This window comes from Bartonella vaga, assembly GCF_037070895.1.
In the GTDB taxonomy this organism is placed as follows: domain Bacteria; phylum Pseudomonadota; class Alphaproteobacteria; order Rhizobiales; family Rhizobiaceae; genus Bartonella.
The window spans coordinates 15,290-35,660 of sequence record NZ_JAYMZK010000009.1 but is presented as its reverse complement, the minus strand read 5'-3'; the positions used below and the strand labels follow the sequence as shown (position 1 = coordinate 35,660).

At 37.6% G+C, this 20,371-nt stretch carries 14 protein-coding genes, 2 tRNA genes and 1 pseudogene; 5 read left to right on the top strand and 12 right to left on the bottom strand.

Annotation, left to right across the window (positions count from 1 at the left end; all coding sequences use genetic code 11):
- Nucleotides 1-86: 86 nt before the first annotated feature.
- The 4 genes from WCP76_RS05800 to WCP76_RS05785 all read right to left on the bottom strand — a co-directional run bounded on the left by WCP76_RS05800 (nucleotide 87) and on the right by WCP76_RS05785 (nucleotide 4,288).
- Complete coding sequence (locus tag WCP76_RS05800) at nucleotides 87-1,370, bottom strand: NAD(P)/FAD-dependent oxidoreductase (RefSeq protein WP_336294734.1); 1,284 nt, start codon at nucleotides 1,368-1,370, stop codon at nucleotides 87-89.
- A gap of 11 nt (nucleotides 1,371-1,381) precedes the next feature.
- Nucleotides 1,382-2,785: a glutamine synthetase family protein gene (locus WCP76_RS05795; RefSeq protein WP_336294733.1), complete on the bottom strand. Its 1,404-nt coding sequence runs from the start codon at nucleotides 2,783-2,785 to the stop codon at nucleotides 1,382-1,384.
- A 200-nt stretch (nucleotides 2,786-2,985) separates the two neighbouring features.
- Nucleotides 2,986-3,062 (bottom strand) — tRNA-His (locus WCP76_RS05790).
- Between the two features lie 137 nt (nucleotides 3,063-3,199).
- On the bottom strand, nucleotides 3,200-4,288 hold the full coding sequence (locus WCP76_RS05785; protein WP_336294732.1) for a quinone-dependent dihydroorotate dehydrogenase: 1,089 nt from the start codon (nucleotides 4,286-4,288) through the stop codon (nucleotides 3,200-3,202).
- Between the two features lie 611 nt (nucleotides 4,289-4,899).
- On the opposite strand from WCP76_RS05785, the gene mscL reads away from it, so the two are divergent.
- Nucleotides 4,900-5,313, top strand: a complete 414-nt coding sequence (gene mscL / locus WCP76_RS05780; protein WP_336294731.1) for a large conductance mechanosensitive channel protein MscL — start codon at nucleotides 4,900-4,902, stop codon at nucleotides 5,311-5,313.
- 2 nt (nucleotides 5,314-5,315) lie between these two features.
- Here the strand turns inward: mscL and WCP76_RS05775 are convergent, their stop codons facing one another.
- From WCP76_RS05775 to WCP76_RS05765, 3 genes are all read right to left on the bottom strand, one after another.
- A complete protein-coding gene (locus WCP76_RS05775) occupies nucleotides 5,316-6,641 on the bottom strand; it encodes a PAS domain-containing sensor histidine kinase (RefSeq protein ID WP_336294730.1) in 1,326 nt (441 codons plus the stop codon).
- Between the two features lie 441 nt (nucleotides 6,642-7,082).
- On the bottom strand, nucleotides 7,083-7,217 hold the full coding sequence (locus WCP76_RS05770) for a hypothetical protein (RefSeq protein ID WP_336294729.1): 135 nt from the start codon (nucleotides 7,215-7,217) through the stop codon (nucleotides 7,083-7,085).
- 340 nt (nucleotides 7,218-7,557) lie between these two features.
- Entirely contained in the window at nucleotides 7,558-10,077 is a 2,520-nt protein-coding gene (locus WCP76_RS05765; protein ID WP_336294728.1) for a DNA translocase FtsK, read from the bottom strand.
- A 452-nt stretch (nucleotides 10,078-10,529) separates the two neighbouring features.
- Between WCP76_RS05765 and WCP76_RS05760 the strand changes: the two genes are divergently transcribed.
- From WCP76_RS05760 to rpoH, 3 genes are all read left to right on the top strand, one after another.
- The gene (locus WCP76_RS05760; RefSeq protein ID WP_336294727.1) at nucleotides 10,530-11,960 is read left to right on the top strand and encodes an aldehyde dehydrogenase family protein; all 1,431 of its coding nucleotides are present in this window, start codon (nucleotides 10,530-10,532) and stop codon (nucleotides 11,958-11,960) included.
- 31 nt (nucleotides 11,961-11,991) lie between these two features.
- On the top strand, nucleotides 11,992-12,990 hold the full coding sequence (locus WCP76_RS05755) for an RluA family pseudouridine synthase (RefSeq protein WP_336294726.1): 999 nt from the start codon (nucleotides 11,992-11,994) through the stop codon (nucleotides 12,988-12,990).
- Between the two features lie 153 nt (nucleotides 12,991-13,143).
- Nucleotides 13,144-14,022 (top strand): RNA polymerase sigma factor RpoH, encoded by an 879-nt coding sequence (gene rpoH / locus WCP76_RS05750; protein ID WP_336294725.1) that lies wholly within the window; start codon nucleotides 13,144-13,146, stop codon nucleotides 14,020-14,022.
- Between the two features lie 140 nt (nucleotides 14,023-14,162).
- Here the strand turns inward: rpoH and WCP76_RS05745 are convergent, their stop codons facing one another.
- The 3 genes from WCP76_RS05745 to WCP76_RS05735 form a co-directional block, all read right to left on the bottom strand.
- Nucleotides 14,163-15,590, bottom strand: coding sequence for a hypothetical protein (locus WCP76_RS05745; RefSeq protein WP_336294724.1), 1,428 nt, complete (start codon nucleotides 15,588-15,590; stop codon nucleotides 14,163-14,165).
- A 205-nt stretch (nucleotides 15,591-15,795) separates the two neighbouring features.
- Complete coding sequence (locus tag WCP76_RS05740) at nucleotides 15,796-17,085, bottom strand: adenylosuccinate synthase (RefSeq protein WP_336294723.1); 1,290 nt, start codon at nucleotides 17,083-17,085, stop codon at nucleotides 15,796-15,798.
- A 385-nt stretch (nucleotides 17,086-17,470) separates the two neighbouring features.
- Nucleotides 17,471-18,628, bottom strand: coding sequence for a phosphoserine transaminase (locus WCP76_RS05735; protein ID WP_336294722.1), 1,158 nt, complete (start codon nucleotides 18,626-18,628; stop codon nucleotides 17,471-17,473).
- Nucleotides 18,629-19,032: 404 nt separating this feature from the next.
- Between WCP76_RS05735 and WCP76_RS05730 the strand changes: the two genes are divergently transcribed.
- Nucleotides 19,033-19,108, top strand: a tRNA-Phe gene (locus WCP76_RS05730).
- A 366-nt stretch (nucleotides 19,109-19,474) separates the two neighbouring features.
- Here WCP76_RS05730 and WCP76_RS05725 read toward each other — a convergent pair.
- A complete protein-coding gene (locus WCP76_RS05725) occupies nucleotides 19,475-20,029 on the bottom strand; it encodes a biotin transporter BioY (RefSeq protein WP_336294721.1) in 555 nt (184 codons plus the stop codon).
- Between the two features lie 34 nt (nucleotides 20,030-20,063).
- Nucleotides 20,064-20,252 (bottom strand): annotated as a pseudogene (locus tag WCP76_RS05720) (CbiQ family ECF transporter T component); the annotation flags it as partial.
- Nucleotides 20,253-20,371: the final 119 nt, after the last annotated feature.

Here is a 20,371-nt window from a genome sequence, read left to right as displayed (position 1 = left end):
TAAAAGCCTAAACAATTTATAGAAGCTACAATCATTAAAGCAGATAGATACTGCCATTAATTTTCTTCATTTCAAACAATCTCCAGTTAAAAATGATCCATAAATGAAAACCAACGCATTGCCAAACATACAAGCGGATAACGAAAAAGCTTGCCACCTGGAAAAGACGAAATTTTTAAGTCTTGAAAAAGCGCAAAACGCTCACGCTTTCCCATCAACCATTCAGCATATAATTTTCCCATAAAAGGAGCAAGCATAACTCCATGCCCCGAATAACCACCACAATAAGTTATACCCGAGCAAATTTGGCGAACATAAGGCATACGTTCAACCGTGATAGCAACCGTCGCACCCCAATGATGAGTTAGATTTATAGACTGTAGATTAGGATAAATTTCGGCAATCTGCCGTCGTATACGCTCGTCTAAATTTGCAGGATATTGGTTATCGTAACTTTCCACTCCGCCAAATAATAAGCGATTATCAATGCTTTTACGAAAATAACGAACCATAAAACGAGAATCATCTACCGATTCACCTCCTAGAAGAATCGGACTGTCTTTTGACAAGGGTTCAGTTGCTCCAATATAAGAGCGCATTGAAAAAACACTTTTCTCAACAAAACACTGAAGTCCAAGCTGATATGCATTAGTCGCCAATAAAACATGCTCAGCTTTTATATTGCCTTGTTCTGTTAGTACTATACAATGGCTCCCGTTACGATTTATAGTGGTTACTTTTGTCATCTCATAAAGTTTAGCACCGGCGTTTTTTGCTTTTTTTGCCAACCAAACGATCAATTTTAAAGGATTTATATGGCCAGTGCCTGCATCATAAATACCACCATAATAAAAAGGAGACCCGAGCCGTTTAGCTGTTTCATCTCTGTCCATAAAAGTAAGACCGTAATAACCATAACGCTGCATCGTCTCAATATGTCGTTGATAAGATAAAACCTCACGTCTTTTATGGATCACAGAAAGCTGTCCTTCCATAAAGTCACACTGACAATCAGGCATAGCACACCAAGATAAAATATCCCTTTTAGCTTCTTCTGCTAAATCGAAAAGTGCCTTACTTCGCTCAAAACCATACTTTTTCTCTAATGTTTCCGCCCATTGTCTTTGCCCCGTTCCCAATTGCCCACCATTGCGCCCTGAAGCACCATCACCAAAACGTGAAGCCTCAAACAAAACAACATTCACTCCAGCATTAGCTAAATGATAAGCTGCTGAGAGCCCAGTAAATCCACCGCCAATAATAACAACATCACATTGTATACTTTCGCTACAAAATGGATAAGAGGGGCGTTCTTTTAAAGTATCTTCATACCAAGAAATACCTGGAGAAATCGGATTAGACTCAATCATCGTAATAAACCTCAAACATTAAGCAAGAGATATTCACGCTCCCACGGGCTAATCACTTCCATAAAGGTTTCAAACTCTTGTCGTTTGATTGCAGCATAAGTACTTACAAATACATCTCCTAGAACAGAACGGATCGCTACATCTTGCTCAAATAGGTTGACTGCTTCAATGAGTCCACGTGGTAATTCAATGTTATCAGCATTCACATTACTTGTTGTTGGCTCATCAGGCTCGATCTTTTGCTGCAAACCAATGAGACCGCAAGCCAAAGAAGCTGCAAGAGCTAAATAAGGGTTAGCATCTGAGGAAGGAAGCCTATTCTCAACACGCCGTCCCTGTGGAGCAGAGCGTGGCACACGAAAAGCTGCAGTACGGTCATCATATCCCCATCGCAAATTAACGGGTGCTGAAATATCAGGCACAAGACGCCGATAAGAATTTACATAGGGAGCAAGCATTACCAAAACCCCCCCCATATGTCTTTGTAAGCCACCAATAAAATGGCGAAAACAGACGCTTTCTTGCCCCCCCTTCTCTGTAAAAATGTTCCTGCCCGTCTTCTTATCAACAACAGATTGGTGAATATGCATAGCAGAACCCGGCTGCCCTTGAATAGGCTTAGCCATAAAAGTTGCATACATATTATGCTTAAGCGCCGCTTCACGAATTGTTCGTTTAAACATAAAAACTTGATCAGCCAATTCAATCGGATCGCCATGACGTAAATTGATTTCAAACTGACCTGCCCCTTCTTCATGAATGAGTGTATCAATTTCCAATCCTTGCGCTTCCGAAAAATGATAAATATCATCAATCAAATCATCAAATTCATTTACACCAGCGATCGAATAACCCTGCCCCCCACCAATTGAACGTCCAGAACGACCAACTGGAGGAACTAACGGATAATCAGGATCGGGATTTTTCTGTACTAAATAAAACTCAATTTCTGGTGAAACGATTGCCTCTAAACCCATTTGCGTGTAAAAATCAATCACCTTTCGTAAAACATTTCGTGGCGTATAGTCCACAACTTGCCCATCTTGATACACAAGATCACAAATTACTTGTGCAGTAGGATCATCTTCCCATGGCACAATGCTTAACGTAGAAAGATCAGGCTCAAGCCGTAAATCACCATCTGTTTTTGGATATTCAAAACCATGACCATCTTCCGGATAATCTCCTGAAATTGTTGTCATAAAAACAGCTGAAGGCAATGCCAATGATGTTTCCGATATAAATTTTTTAGAGAGCATCATCTTGCCGCGCGCCACACCCGCTTGATCAGGTGTAATACATTCAATATCTTCTACTTTACGGAAAGCAAGCCACTGGGATACTTCCTCCCAATTGGTTACACCGCGTAAACTATTGAGAAAACCAGAAATAGATTTAGAATCCGTGCTTTCCATTCATATACCATTTTCCATAGCTGTAACACACTACATAAAAAGAACAATCAAACACTGCAATTATGATATTATCCCATGCATAAACATCACGAAAACGCTTTACCAATTTAATTTTAAAGAATGCTACAACTTCCATCAAGGTATAATATACCTTTAAATAATTATAAGCTATTTATCACATCAAATCACAGTGAGAAAATTGGTACGGTTGGTGGGATTTGAACCTACGACCTCTGGTGCCACAAACCAGCGCTCTAACCAACTGAGCTACAACCGCATAAGAAGCAAACGTATAATAACTGTTCAATATTTCAAAATACTTATTCTTTGTTTGTGTGACATAAGGAAGATCAGAAGAGTTTGCAAGCCCCTAAAAAAAAATCTCGCACTTTTTATAAAGAAAAAACAGTTTTGTCACAACGGAAGCGTCCGTTTTGCCCAATATTCGACGTGATGATCACGATAAGTTCTTATAGTGTCAACACCATCTTTCTGCATAAACTGCAAAATCCCTTCTAAAATAGTTATGGCAAGATCTGGACCTTCATAAACCATTCCAGTATATAATTGTATCAGATCAGCTCCGGCTTTAACTTTTTCCAAGGCTGTTTGTGCATTATTTACACCTCCAGCACCGATGATTACAATCTCCTTACCTAATTTCTGACGCATTTTTGCAAGCACAATAGTAGAAAGCTCGAAAAGTGGATGCCCAGAAAGCCCTCCTTTCTCAGCACTCAATGCACCATTTATAAGACCTTGGCGCAAAAGAGTGGTATTAGAAATAATTAAACCATCCAAATCAGAAAATTTTATTTCTTCAGCCACATCGTCCAATGCCTTCTCCGATAAATCCGGTGCAATTTTTAAAAAAATTGGAACGGAGAATCCATGTTTTTTCTTCTGCTCATTCCGTACTTGCGAAACCGTATTAATCAAACAATGCAAGCTATCACGAGCCTGTAAATCCCGTAAACCCGGTGTATTAGGAGAAGAAATATTAACAGTAAAATAATCAGCAACATCATAAAAACAAGCAATACCAGTGGCATAATCATCAATCTTGTCAACCGTATCCTTATTGGCACCAATATTGATTCCAACAATGCCAGGGTGTTTACACGCACGAAGCCTACTGTAAACAATTTTGTGCCCATCATTATTAAAACCCATTCTATTAATAATCGCTCTATCTTCCTTTAAACGAAAGAGCCGTGGTTTAGGATTTCCAACCTGAGGTGCTGGCGTAACTGTACCAATTTCAGTAAAGCCAAATCCTAAACGAAAAATAGCATCGATAACTTCTGCATTTTTATCAAAACCCGCAGCAAGACCGACAAAATTTTCAAACTCAAGTCCCGCAACAGTCACACCTAAACGTTTATCAACAACATTTCGACAACTTTTCAGCCCACTTTTTAGTCCAATAATCGCTAGACGGTGCGCATGCTCTGGATCCAACATAAACAAAGCAGAATGACCAATACAACGAAAAAAACTCATTAATCCTTCTCCAAGCATAAAACTGATCCACTGCCCATCACGCTAATCTTTTAACACAAAAGATCGCCCATAAAGATAGTACATCACAAAAATTAAGAGCGCCACCACCTAAAGGAAAGATCATAATATAATTACAACAAAGTTCATCATTTTATAACCGCCATTTACACTTATCTTTACGAACACTGTATAGAAAAAGAACCTTTTGATCTTGAAAAAACTTTCTGCATCTTTTCGCAACTGTTCAGAAATTAAAAATTGAAATTACCTGCAAACAAGAGCAACAAATACTCTATAAAATAGCCTTTTTTCAATATCTTATCATAAAGACTTTGTAACAATTTCTAAAGTAAATACTGTTTTCTTTTTTTATATGTACGGCAGATACAGTGTTTATTTAAAAGCTTTCCGCTGCTCTAAACTCTACGAGATATTCCTGTATAAAGTTAAACAGCACTCTTCGCTAAGGTTTTTAAGATGTTATGATATTCTTAAAAAAATTTAGTACTTTGTAATCTGACACCACAATAAAATAAAAACCGCCCTTTCCTTTTTCCTCAAAAGCGATAGTTAAAATTACCGTATAGTTTTTACATAAAGGGGAAAATGCGATGTTTAAAGAATTCAAAGAATTTGCCCTCAAAGGCAATATGATTGATCTCGCTATCGGCGTGATTATAGGGGGAGCTTTTGGTGGCTTAGTCAATTCCATTGTTAATGATATTTTTATGCCAATCATTGGCCTCATTACAGGTGGGATTGACTTTTCCAACATGTTTATTCAGCTCGCTGGTGAAAAACAGACTACATTGAATGCCGCTAAAGCAGCTGGAGCGACCATTAGTTACGGCAACTTTATAACTTTACTTATTAATTTTCTCATTATTGCTTGGATTCTTTTCCTACTTGTGAAAGGTATGAATAAAATACGCCGTAAACAAGAAGAAGAAAAAAAACTCCCAAAAATGTCTCTGGAAGAGCAGCTTCTAAAAGAAATCCGAGACTTATTAGCTAATAAAAAATGAAGTTATGTGGAGACTTCTTCAGGGAGAAAAGGAAAAAACATTTCCACGGTTGTTCCGTGATTGCGTTTTGAAAATAACAAAAATTTGCCGCCACTTTCTTCCACCATCTCCTTACACATCGGAAGCCCCAAACCAGTTCCAATAAAAGCGCTATCGCCAGATCGGCCATCTTTGCGCTCTACCTGACCATAAGGCTGCAATGCCTGTACAATTTCTTCATCGTCCATCCCAATACCGTTATCACTTACGGAAATCTTAACGTACTCTTTTCTTTTGTAAGAAACATGAACAATAATTTGCCCACCCGATGGTGTAAAACGAATAGCGTTGGAAAGAAGATTCCACATAATTTGCCGAAATACTTGTTGTGATACCCGAATCAATGGTACATGGTCTGGAGCAACAATACGCATAATAATGCCATTGTGATTAGCCTGCGTTTCTAGAAAAGCCATACTAGAACGCAAACAAGATATGACATCAAATGTTTCAGCTATAAGGGATGTACGGGTCTTACTATTTGAACCAAAATAATTTGCTTTCGAATGTTCTAGTAATTGATTAACCAGCGATAATATATGTTTTCCAGATGAAATGATATCGCGTAAATATCCACGATAACGCTCATTGTCTATCGCACCAAAACGGCCATCTCTCATAATTTCTGCAAAACCAATAAGAGCATTCAAAGGTGTCCGCATTTCATGAACAACTCCAATTATTTTATTCTCTTCTACTTTTTTATTTAAGGATAGAGCTGTTCTTGTCATACTATGCAACATAACAGCATAACTGTCTTGTCGTATCAAAGTTACAATCGTCATAGAAAGCGATATAGTATTTTTATTTTTCGTAACTAAATCAACTATTTCACCGCTATTAAAAATTTGTTTTTTTTTCTTAATCCGAATCAACTCAAAATATTTTTTAACCAAAAACCGACTTTGCAAAGTAAATAATGATGACAATGGTTGTGCCAATAATTCATTTATTTCATATCCAGTCAATTCCAAAGCAGCACTACTAACTGATTGAATAAGACCCTGTCCATCCAACCAAAAAACACCATCAGCCACGGTTTCTAACAATGATAAGACCACTGCTGGTTCTTTTATGAGAGTTTGTTCTACAGCATTTTCCGGAAATGCCTGTGCACCAGGAAACTGAACCGCCGTTTCTTCAACAAAACGCTCGGCATCTAAAGATGAATGCAGCTCTCCACGCAATTGTTCTGCAATTTCACGAAAAGCTGAGCGCTCTATCTCTGAAAGGCTTAATATTTTTGTATCTGGCTTTTCGTCTTTTTTCTCTTTTCCTTTTTCCTGCATCTTCACAACACCAAAACCACGAAGCTCCTTAACGCACTGTGTAACTTCAAAAACTAGCAAAGCAGAAAATTTAATATCAACCTATTTTGAATAACCATCAACCAATCATTGAATAGCCTGTTTTTTCATGATAAAGCTACTTCAATAAAGTCGCTAACTACTTGCTACCACTCATCATTAAATTCATTAGTAAGTTCATAAAAACTAGATTCTGAAATAAAGAAAGATATAGATCCAAGAATTTCAGCTAACTCTTTTTAAATATAGCAAAATCATCCATTTCTATCCATTCTTTAAGTGAACCGTTGTAGAAAAAGTTTTAACGTAAAAGAAAAAAGCTTCTTGGTTACTCTTCAACTCATCCGACCTTAATAGCACAGATAAAACCACAAATTAACCTGGTTCACTTCCAAGGAAATACAACCCATGTACTAACACATGCTATGAAAAAACGGTTTTGACTAGCATTTTATTATCAATCGCTTGTAGCAGAATTCCGAGAACTTCATCAACAAAATAAAAATGAGATGAAGCATCCGGCATCATTATACACTCGCCAATTACGGCAACAAACATTGTTGTCTCATCCAAACCGACGACAAAAAATATTTCTCCAATCAGAAGATAAAATAAAAGTCACCTGCCATCATATGAAAGTCTGTTTAATTTTCTTTCCATTCTAGCTTAATCTAAAGACATCTCTTCCTCCTGCTTTGATCACCCTATACTACACCCCATTATACTGAATACAAGACATCACTTTTGTTGTGTAACTAACCATTCAATATTTCCACTATTTCACAGTTAAAAAACAAGCAGGAAACAAAACAGACTTCCATAGAATAAAGCGCGTATTAACAACTAAAATAAAAATCGTCAGGTATTTAAAGTAGCGCTTTTTTTTAAATTGCCTTTCTTATTGATTGTACTCATCAAGCAAAATTTCACGCTTTCCAACATGATTAGCTGCTCCTACAACACCTTGTTCTTCCATGCGCTCAACAAGAGAAGCTGCTTTATTATAACCGATAGCAAGCCGGCGCTGAATATAAGATGTCGAACATTTTTTATCACGCATAACAATCTTTACAGCTTGCATATAAAGTTCCTCACCATCATCAACAAGATTTTTTTCCGTAGAAATTTTAGCAACTGAATCGCCAGACTCATTATCTTTATTATCGTCTTCACTATTCGTTACCGTTGCTAAATAATCAGGTTTTCCCTGTACTTTAAGATGCGCAACTACAGATTCAACTTCTTCGTCAGTAACAAAAGGTCCATGAATACGTACAATGCGTCCACCACCTGCCATATGAAGCATATCTCCCTGGCCCAAAAGTGTTTCCGCACCTTGCTCTCCTAAAATTGTACGACTATCTATTTTTGATGTTACCTGAAAAGAAATACGGGTAGGAAAATTCGCTTTAATTGTACCAGTGATAACATCAACAGAAGGACGCTGAGTAGCCATAATAAGGTGGATACCTGCTGCACGAGCCATTTGTGATAAACGCTGAATAGCGTTCTCAATTTCCTTACCAGCTACCATCATGAGATCGGCCATTTCATCGACAATCACAACAATATAAGGAAGCTGTGTTAAATCCATTGCTTCCTCATGATAAAGCATCTCCCCACTTTCCTTATCAAAACCCGATTGTACAGTACACATGATTGTTTCACCTTTTTGCGCTGCAAGCGCAACCCTTGCGTTAAAACCATCGATATTACGTACACCTAACTTAGCCATTTTGCGATAACGCTCTTCCATTTCTCGAACAGCCCATTTTAAAGCTGTTACAGCCTTCTTTGGATCAGTTACAACAGGTGTTAAAAGATGTGGAATACCATCATAAACAGAGAGTTCTAACATTTTAGGATCAACCATGATCAAACGGCACTGCTTTGGTGTCATTCTATAAAGAATCGACAAAATCATTGTATTAATCGCAACAGATTTTCCCGATCCGGTTGTTCCCGCGACCAATAAATGAGGCATTTTCGCTAATTCTGCAATTATAGGTTCACCATTAATCCCCTTCCCCAAAGCAAGAGTTAACTTAAATTGGCTTTTGCGAAAAGAATTTGATTGGATTAATTCCCGTAAATAAACAGTTTCACGAACCACATTTGGCAACTCAATTCCAATAACATTACGTCCAGGAATCACAGCAACACGAGCTGAAATAGCAGACATAGAACGAGCAATATCATCAGAAAGATTAATGACACGCGATGACTTTACCCCAGCTGCAGGCTCAAATTCGTACATTGTTACCACTGGTCCTGGATGGACATGGATAATTTCACCCTTAATTCCAAAGTCCTCCAAAATACTTTCCAAAAGTCCAGCACTGCGCTCCAATGTTTCCTGCGGAATCATTGCACCTTCATGAAAAACAGGTTCCTGTAATAAATTGACCGGAGGAAATTCATAATTACCATAATCAAGAGATTGAATATTTAATGTAAGAGAAGAATCGTAATTGCCTAGCGATGTACTTGTAGAGCGCAATGTTTTATTTTTTGGTTCTGTTACAGAAAAATCTTCTGAATTCTTTGCAACATCTTCTGTTATACAATTAACAATATTATCGCCATCTTGAGTTTCTATAGCAGCTTCAACATCTCTTAGTGTATCGGCAGAATTCTCAACAACAAACTCAGAATGACACATTTTAGCTTCTTTAACAGCATCATCCTTTACGTGCATTAAATCCGCCGTTTGTTCAATTTTCTGAATCTCTTCCCCTGCAGATTCTGATGTAATAGAATCGTAAAACTGTGGAAAACGGTATTCAAGAATACGGTAAAGAGCAGTAATTGACTCATCAAAGGCTGAACAAACATCAGATGCTGTCTCATTACTGTTGAAATTAACCGATGTTACATTCTCTTCTAACATTTTAACATCAACTTGTTCTAAAATAAAAGGTTCACACTCAAAAAATGCGTTATCGGAAAGATGAAAACCAGGCTTTACTTTTTTTACCGCATTTTCTGCTTCTAATTTATGCTCTCCTGTATCATCCTCAAGCGATATATTGATATTTTGCTGTGACACGTACTTCAAAACCGTTGAATAACAAATTGATGCTTTATTCTCGAGCAATTGAGGATTAATTACTTTTTTTATTGATGCAGGATCCTTTGTTTTCTTGTTACTGTGTATAATGTTTGTAAGATTTTTTTTCTCCTGCTTCGTAAAAACTTTAAACTGTTTTGCAAAAGCTGGGTCTGTTTCTATACGACGACGCAAAATCTCAACTTCAGGCGTTCGCGTAAAACGTACATTTTGTCCGAGAGTGAATGCCTTTTTCCATACCTCTGGATAAGGATATACCTCAGCAATCTTAACAGATGAATTCCCTTCTGATGCACTGTCATCAGAAAAAGAAGATGTAGAAATGGATTTTGTTTTCGAATTATGCATGATACCCAACAAACTTATAGCAATGAGGACGACTACCTCTTCAAAAAGAATGCATAGATACTATGATACGAAGGTTAATAACCTTTTGCTAGCTATCATTTTAAACAAAAAAAATAATGTCATTATTCCTTTTAATGAAACTTTCTTTATGCATATTGAGTAAATTGTAAAATCTACGGTATCGTACAACTGTATTTCATACACTTTAAAGAAAACTCTACGCTAAAAGATTATAGAAAAATTGCTAATTATTTTCTTGCCTATTCATTTCATACAAATGATTAGTAAAAATGATAAAACTGTTAGTACAAGAAATGCTCCTTCAGTTCTCCGCATTACATCGCCATAAAACAAAAAAATCTCCTTATCGTTTATGAGATTATTCTTGCTATTCTTGTTTTAAAAGGCTCAAATATAACAAAATCTAATAACACAAAAATAGGGAGTGAATCATGCTGGATAAGCGAAAATTTTATATCAATGGTTTATGGGATGATCCAAGCACTCCGCACGATTTACATGTTATAAATCCTTCAACAGAAGAAGCTTGCGCTGTCATTAGCCTTAGTAGCATAAAAGACGTAGATAAAGCAATTAATGCTGCTAAAAAAGCTTTTCAAACTTGGAAAACAACCCTGCCTAGTGAACGTCTTGGCTTTGTTGAAAAAATTTTAGAAATCTACGAAAAACGCTCAGAAGATATGGCAAAAACTATTTCAATGGAAATGGGAGCGCCTATTGATATGGCGCTCAATGCACAAACTGCAAGCGGTAGTTTTCATATTCGCAACTTTATAAAAGCTTACAAAGAGTTTGCATTTCAAGACATTTTAATAGAGGGAAATGAGCAAGCCATTCTTCATTATGACCCTATTGGAATCGTAGGGTTGATTACTCCATGGAATTGGCCCATGAATCAAGTAACTCTTAAAGTTATTCCTGCTCTCTTAGCTGGTTGTACCATGGTCTTAAAACCCTCTGAAATTGCACCTCTTTCTGCTATGCTCTTTTCTGAAATTTTAGATGAAGCTGCCCTTCCAGCAGGCGTTTTTAATTTAATTAACGGTGATGGCGCTAACGTTGGTTCTTACCTCTCTTCTCATCCAGATGTGGAAATGATTAGCTTTACTGGATCAACTAGAGCAGGAAAAGATATTTCCAAAAATGCCAGCAGCACTTTAAAGCGAGTCTCTCTCGAGCTTGGAGGTAAAGGAGCTAATATCATATTTGCTGATGCAGATGCAGATGCTATTCAACGTGGCGTAAATCAGTGCTTTTATAACAGTGGGCAAAGCTGTAACGCACCAACACGTATGTTGGTGGAAAAATCTATCTATGACAAAGCCATCGAAATAGCCAAAGATGTTGCAGAAAAAACAAGAGTAGGCCCAAGCCACCAACTAGGAAATCATATTGGTCCTGTAGTTTCAAAGCAGCAATATAAAAAAATTCAAGAACTTATTCAATCTGGAATTGATGAAGGTGCAACACTTGTAGCGGGTGGAACTGGTTTACCGATGGGGATGGAACGCGGTTATTATGTACGACCAACAGTCTTTGCAGATGTAAAGCCTAATATGCGTATTTTCCGAGAAGAAATCTTTGGTCCAGTCCTCTCGATTGTTACTTTTAACACAGAAGATGAAGCTGTAACCTTAGCCAATGACACCAAGTACGGACTCACAAACTATATACAGTCGCAAGATCGCAACAAATGTCGTCGTATTGCTGCACAAGTAAAATCTGGTATGGTAGAGGTTAACGGACACAGTTTACCCGATGGTAGTTACTTTGGAGGCGTAAAATTTTCTGGACGCGCTCGAGAAGGTGGACACTGGGGAATTAAAGAATTTCTTGATAGCAAAGCAATTTCATACTGGTAAAAAATCTTATTAAAAGCATCATAGGAATTGTATGATAACACAGCAAATAACGGATGAAAGTGCTCTTGGGCAAAGGATAGATCAGTGGCTTGCTAAACAATATCATAGTATATTGTCACGTTCACGTATGCAAACTCTCATTCGTGAAGGCTATCTTAAAGTTGACGGTCAATTAATAAAGGAGCCAAAAACAAAACTAAAACCCAACCAAATAATCGAATTGACAATGCCTGTTCTTCGTGATGCAGAACCTAGCGGTGAAGCCATTGCATTGGACATTCTTTTTGAAGATGATCATGTCATTGTCATTAATAAACCGGCTGGTCTTGTTGTTCATCCCGGCAATGGCAATTGGACAGGAACGTTAGTCAACGCTCTTATCTATCACTGTGGAAATAGCTTATCTGGTATCGGCGGTGTTAAGCGCCCTGGTATTGTCCATCGTCTCGATAAAAATACAAGTGGTGTTATGGTTGTGGCCAAAAATGACCTTGCTCATAAAAGCCTCAGTGCCCAATTTTCTGACCATGGAAGAACAAGTGCATTAGATCGGCGATATCACGCTTTAATTTGGGGCATTCCAAATCGGAATATTTGGAAAATTGATGCAGCTCTTGGCCGTTCTCCCCATAACCGAACAAAGCAAGCTGTCATCCATAATCAAAGTCCTCATGCCCGCCACGCTGTTACACATTTTTGTTTACTTGAAAAATATCGAACCTGTGCAAATACAACATCGTGTGCCAGTCTTCTGGAATGCCGTCTAGAAACTGGACGTACCCACCAAATTCGTGTACATATGGCTCATATTGGACACCCGCTTATAGGTGATGCTGTCTACGGAAATGCTTTTAAAACAAAATCAAATACGCTTGATCCTATGATTAAAAATGCGATCGATAAACTCAACCGACAAGCACTCCATGCCATCAGTCTTACTTTTGAACATCCTGCTACAGGTAAAATTATGTCTTTTTCTGTACCGCTTCCTCAAGATATGGCTGAACTTATCAAGAAGTTTAAAAAATAAATTGAAACTTTTAGCTTTTTCGGGCTTTCATAATAAAACATCTCTTTTTGAACAAAATTGAAAATTATGCTAAGATGAAGCTGGAGAGATATTTATAATGTCTAAAAATAGAGTTCGCCTTATTAGGGAATTCATGCAAAAGGAGGGTGCTATATGGCCCATATGAATCTGCTATCAGTGGCAACGGGTGACGGAGGATTAAATCGTTATCTAGAAGAAGTACGTCGTTTTCCAATGCTCGAGCCAAAAGAAGAGTACATGCTAGCTCAGCGTTACCGTGAACATAATGATCTGAAGGCTGCGCATAGGTTGGTAACTAGCCACTTACGTCTTGTAGCAAAAATTGCAATGGGGTATCGAGGTTACGGACTGCCCATGGGAGAAGTCATCTCAGAGGGTAATGTTGGACTTATGCAGGCTGTTAAGCGGTTCGAACCAGAACGTGGTTTCCGTCTTGCGACCTATGCGATATGGTGGATTAAAGCATCGATTCAGGAGTATGTATTGCGGTCTTGGAGTTTGGTAAAAATGGGGACAACCGCCAATCAGAAGCGCCTGTTTTTTAATCTTCGTAAATTAAAAAGTAGGCTTCAAGCGCTTGACGGTGGCGATCTTAACGCAGAGCAAGTAAAAGAAATCGCAACCCAATTAAATGTCACAGAGGATGAAGTTGTCTCGATGAACCGTCGACTCGGGGGTGACACTTCACTCAATGCACCCCTTCGCACAAAGGAAGGTGAAAACAGCGAATGGCAAGACTGGTTGGTTGATGACTCTCACAATCAGGAACAGATTTTGATTGAACAAAATGAATTGGAAAACCGCCGTTCAATGCTAATAAATGCCATGAACAATCTAAACGAACGTGAAAAGCGTATATTCAAAGCACGTCGTTTAAGCGATAAACCATTAACACTAGAAGAGCTCTCAAGTGAATTCAACATAAGTCGGGAGCGTGTGAGGCAAATTGAAATGCGTGCATTTGAAAAAGTACAGGATTCTATCAGGCTTTTTTCTTTATCCCAAAGCTAGATATAAAATTAATTGTTAACACGTTCCTAAGAGGAAATTAAAATACGTACAATTAATTTTAAACTCCTGAATTAGTCTACAAGAGCCTTTTTGGCGATGGAGGTTTTTTTCCGACCTTTTACCTCGTTCTTCTTAGCATTTTATTGCCTCTGTCGGAGAACTGTTAGCTTATCTGGTTGCGCAAGCCATTGCCCAATAATCTTATTAAAAATAGATTCGCCAGTTGAACCTTTTGTAAAGGTTAATTCGTTTATACGTCCGTTTTTATCAGTTAACACCAAACGTATCCAATCTAACTCCCGCATCAATTGTAAATTTCTGTCAAGGAATGGATGATTTCCACTCAAAGCAACGAGAAAAAAATCATCAGCAATTTTTGCTGTAACAGTTCGTGTTAAAGCTTGCCCAACAGATTGTTCACTTGCTTTAAAAGTTAATGCCTGAACATTGCTTATAGCTTTACCTGAAAATTTATCAGAAAGAGTAAAAATAAGGTCCATCATATATGCAGCAGGAAAAGACGGATCGGTATTACGACGTAAAGTTAACCGTAATGATAACCCTTCATCTGGAATCGTTATATCACCTTGTATAGCCGATTCTTCTAAAGCGCCCTTTACACGCGACTCTTTTATCAACTTCCAGCGAGCACTCCCCGTTGCTACTTTTTCCGCAGCATAATTTGTACGTGCTTGATAAAAAACAGCTTCACCTGATTGCTCAAGTGGCTGCAAATCGTTGGCAGTAACTGTTGAGATTCCTTCTTCATGAGAAGAATCTTCCATTTGATCTAAACCGACATCAACTTCACTCCCATTCTCTAACAAACGCTGTGTTAACTTTCGGTTAACAGAAAGTGCTTTTGGTAACACATGAGAAGCTTGAAGGTTTTCCCAAGACAACTGACTATCATTTGAAACAAACACACGTCCACCAACAAAACAAATACCGACAACTAAAATGATAAAACTAGCAACAACAGCAACATTTACCAGAATACGCCTTTGCATCGATGTTCGATTAGCACGACGCAAAGCCTGAGAAAAAATATGCGAAACAATATGCGGATTATCTACTTGTGAAGAAGAATCTGAAGCAGAGGCTTTTAAAATATTGTCATCAGCACGCTGAGAAACAAAATGAGCTTCCATATTGATGGCCTCTGCGTCTGGAAAAACTGTTACACAGGGCTCACCAAATACCTTGTTATCCTCTGAAGTGGTAGCAAAATTTTGTCTTTCTCCCATTTCCACCACAGAGAATTCATTACCTCTAGGCAATACAGAACTTTGCGTTAGCCTGTTATCTTCAGCTATACTTGTATGTTTCCATCCAATAACTGAAGAAAGTAACTTCTTTTCAACCACCAAGTATTCTTCTTCAACAGTCGCAATAGCACTTTGCAAAATCTTTCTTTGCTCATCCGCCACTGCTAGAGGTATTGTTGCCGTTACAAACTGATGTTCTAGTGTTTCAATAGCTCGTTTATAAATCCGCTTACGCATCTGTGGTGTAGCATTGCTTTGGGCATTGATTGCTTTTTTTAAGATTCCAATGAAATCTATCATATCCTCTATTTCTCAAATTAAGAAAAGAAATCTCAGTCGTAAGGCTAAAAACGCCTTTACTTTAGCCTTCTAAATTGATTGTCATGTATTTGATACAACTATCATAATAATTTAAAATGAATATAAGAAATAAACAATGCTATTCTGCGCCTTTTTCTCACTCACTCTTATACGTTGCTCTTCAAAAAAAATCTACAAATACTGCTTAATTTGCAAAAGGATCAGTAATCAGGATAGTATCCTCACGCTCAGGACTAGTGGATAATAAAGCCACTCGTGTATTGATCAGTTCTTCAATGTAGCGTATGTATTTGATAGCCTGTATAGGTAAATCTTCCCAGTTCAACGCACGTGCTGTTTTTTCCTTCCAACCTTCTAATGTCTCATAAATAGGCTTTGCACGAGCTTGAGCTCCTACAGAAGAAGGTAAATAATCAATTCTTTTTCCATCTATCTCATAGCCAATGCAGATTTTAACTTCATCTAAACCATCCAAAACATCAAGCTTTGTCAATGCTATACCTTGAACGCCACAAATCGTTACCATTTGACGTACTAGGACAGCATCAAACCAACCACATCGACGTTTACGACCAGTGACAACGCCAAATTCTTTGCCACGCATTCCAATAAAGTTGCCAATCTCATTTATCTGCTCTGTCGGGAATGGCCCTTCTCCAACACGGGTTGTATATGCTTTCGCAATACCCAAAACATAATGAATTGAACCAGGTCCCATACCTGAACCAGTGCATGCCTGCCCAGCAACTGTATTGGACGACGTCACATAAGGATAAGTTCCAAAATCATTATCTAGTAAAGCACCTTGTGCACCTTCAAAAAGAATGTGCTTTCCTATCCGATAACTTTCATCTAAAAGACGCCACGTACAATCCATAAAGGGTAGAATTTCACCCGCTACTTGCATCAACTCATCATAAAGCATTTGAGGATCAATCTCTGCAACCCCCATCCCACGACGCAAAGCATTATGATGCCCTAGAAGTCGTTCAATCTTGGCCATAAGTGTATCAGGTTCCGCCAAATCCATCACTCGAATAGCCCGACGTCCCACTTTATCTTCATAAGCCGGACCGATACCGCGCTTTGTTGTACCAATTTTTAAGCCTGATAAACCACTTTCCCGAGTTGCATCAAGATCGCGATGCAAAGAAAGAATCAATGGAGCATTTTCAGCAATACGTAAAGTTTCTGGTGTAATTTTCACACCTTGATCACGTAATTTTTTTAATTCTGCCACAAAGTGATGAGGATCAACGACAACACCATTGCCAATAATTGATAATTTTTCACGAACTAAACCAGACGGTAAAAGCGATAATTTATAACTAACCCCATCAATAACCAATGTATGACCTGCATTATGACCACCCTGATATCTCACCACGATATCTGCCCGCTCAGACAACCAATCTACAATTTTACCTTTTCCTTCATCTCCCCATTGAGTGCCAACAACTACTACATTGGTCATAACTTTCTCCGTGTATTTGCTCAAATAAAATCGCATCCAAAAACAAACGCTTCTTTATAACGAAACCTTAGAATAAGTGCGACTCTTCATTTCAGCTTTTTTTCAATTTGCAGATTAATGATAATAAAGGCAAACAAATACCAACATATAAAATATATCTTCATTCTAAATCAGTCATTTTTGTTACAAAAACTAGAAAAATATAAAACTTTTTATTATTGCATTAGCAAACACCTAACAAATAATTCCTCTTCCTTGGTGATCTTTTGCGATTTGTAAGCCATGTGAAGCTTTCTTTGTTTATACAAAAATACGAAAGATCATCATAATCTCCCTGTATTCTTTATTTCTGAAAAAATGCCTTATGAAAAGCACAAAGATTTATTTAAAGTCGAGCTTTTTCAAATTGAAACGCCCATTCAAGCCATTGCGTTAAAATTTCAAGATCAGAGGCTTCAATTGTTATCCCTGTCCAAATCCGAAGCCCTGGAGGAGCATCTCGATATGAACCAATATCATAAGCAACTCCTTCTTCATCAAGCCGATCTACCATCGCTTTTATAAAAGATGCCCGCTTTTCAATATCCAAAGCAGCAACAACTGGATCTACAATATCTAAACAAACAGATGTATTAGAACGTACTTGAGGATCTTTTGCCAAATATTCTAACCAAGGTGTTTTATTGACAAAAGCATCAAGTACAGCGAAGTTTTTCTCAACTCGCGCTCTTAATGCATGCAAACCACCCTGCGACTTTGCCCACTTTAATCCATCGAGAAAATCTTCCACACATATTAGAGAAGGTGTATTGATTGTTACCCCTTTAAAAATATTTTCATTCAATTTTCTATCTTTTGTCATGCAGAAAATTTTGGGTATAGGCCAAGCAGGAACATAATTCTCAAGCCGTTCGACAGCACGAGGACTTAAAATCAACATACCATGTGCCGCCTCTCCTCCTAAAACTTTTTGCCATGAAAAAGTAACAACATCTAATTTTAAAAAATCAAGATTTTGAGCAAAAGCTGCTGATGTTGCATCACAAATTGTCAATCCTGCTCGCTTATCTGGAATAAAATCTGCATTAGGAATGCGCACACCAGAAGTTGTTCCATTCCATGTAAAAACAACATCGCGATCAAAGTCCAGTTGTGTTAAATTCGGAAGTTCACCATAAGGAGCTTCAAAACGACGCACATCAGTAAGCTTTAATTGCTCAACAACATCTGTAATCCATCCTGAACCAAAACTCTCCCACGCTGCCATATCAACGCCACGTTCACCTAATAAAGACCATAGAGACATCTCCACAGCACCAGTATCTGAAGCAGGAACAATACCTATCCGGTAATCAGAAGGCACTTCAAGAATCTCACGGGTTAAATTAACAACCTCAGCGAGTCTTAATTCTGCTACTCTAGATCGATGCGAACGCCCAACTAAGGCATTGTTAAGAACTTCAAAAGTCCAGCCAGGTCGCTTACTACAAGGCCCTGAAGAAAAATTAGGATTTTTTGGACGATGACTTGGTTGTTCTAACATGATTATTTATCCCCTTTTGGATGACTTATCTTCATTTTAAAGAAAAACAATTATTAAAAAATCATTCCAATAGTTCCCTTAAATAAAACAAGCAGTGCTTTCTATTTATTTCATAAGTCTAAAATACTCAGAAATCTCATTAAAATATCTTTTTTAATTACGTTTGCAGATTGATTCTCTAAAAATATTTTCTTGCTTCATCACAGTGACAAAACCACATTCTTATAACCATACACTAACGTACCATGATACACTTATTAAGTTTATTTTATGTAAAGGGTAACTGTAGTTGCCTAGAATACGAAAATAAACTTACAAAAAAATCAATTATTTTTCTTTAGATGGCTGGACAGAGAAAATTTTAATGTTATAACCGCACACGTTTAACATGTTTTGTGAAGCGTGCCCAGATAGCTCAGTTGGTAGAGCAGCGGACTGAAAATCCGCGTGTCCGTGGTTCGAATCCGCGTCTGGGCACCACTCCTTCTTTTATCACGTACAACTTATTGATTTTATTTATGCTTTTTTAAGATGAAGGATACATAAATAAAGGTGAGGGAATAAGATTTTCGAACATATCCTTATAAAGTATGCTTTTTACAGAATGATGTGAGCATGTAGACTGAATTCCTTTAGACGAAAACAAATATGCGCCCTGATTCTAGCACGACTTTTAATTTTTCGTTTGGATTCTAAATAATAATATTATTCTCAATAACAACATATTTCATTTTACATATGCATTCATTAAATTATAAAATAAATATAAAATCTCATAATGCTGCTATTTTCTCTTCACTTTTCTTGAAAAGATATAACAACACAAAAAATCATTCAAAGTAAGAACTACTCTTGTCTTATTGAAATGAGAGGGGTAGTTTTTTTCACTGTAAGTGCGATAAAAGATGCGATCAATACTTTTAAAAAGCCACCAATCAAAAAACCTAATGCACTTATTAAAGCTAGCAACAAAGGAATATGCAAAACATACGCTGTCCATACTATTCCAAAGAAATAGACAATCCCAATACCACCCGCAGCATTTATTGCAAATAATTTAAGAAAATTTAACCGCTGCCAAAACAATTCAACCATAGAACCAATAAAAAATGCAGCAACTGGATAAGCAAGCATATAGCCCCCTCCAATTCCTAAAAGAGCTCCAAGCCCCCCACGCCCACCAGATAATAAAGGCAATCCAACAGCAACAAGCACTAGAAAAAGGATCGATGCTAAAGCTCCTCTTTTTGCTCCCAGTATAGATCCTGCTAACATTGGACCCATAGACTGAGCTGTAATAGGTAGACCGAAAAAAATAGATAAAAATATGGGAGGAAAAAGTCCCAAAATTGCATGAATAGCTGCAAATAAAGCAATATAGGTTAAATCTTTTGTATTCATTGACCGCCCTTTCTTGGTAAATACTTTACAATCATTACATCTTATCATCAGCGTCGTAAGAACGCGCATCTAAGGCTTCAGCAACCTCTGAAGCCATTCTTATCGTCCGTATAATCAATGGCATTGCAAAAACAAAAACGTTCTTATCTAATCCACGCGCTTGCTGTGCTTCACGCACCTCACTAAACTTTCCGATCATAACAGGAATAAATCTAGCTGCTATTTTCTCTTCACTTTTCTTGAAAAGATATAACAACACAAAAAATCATTCAAAGTAAGAACTACTCTTGTCTTATTGAAATGAGAGGGGTAGTTTTTTTCACTGTAAGTGCGATAAAAGAT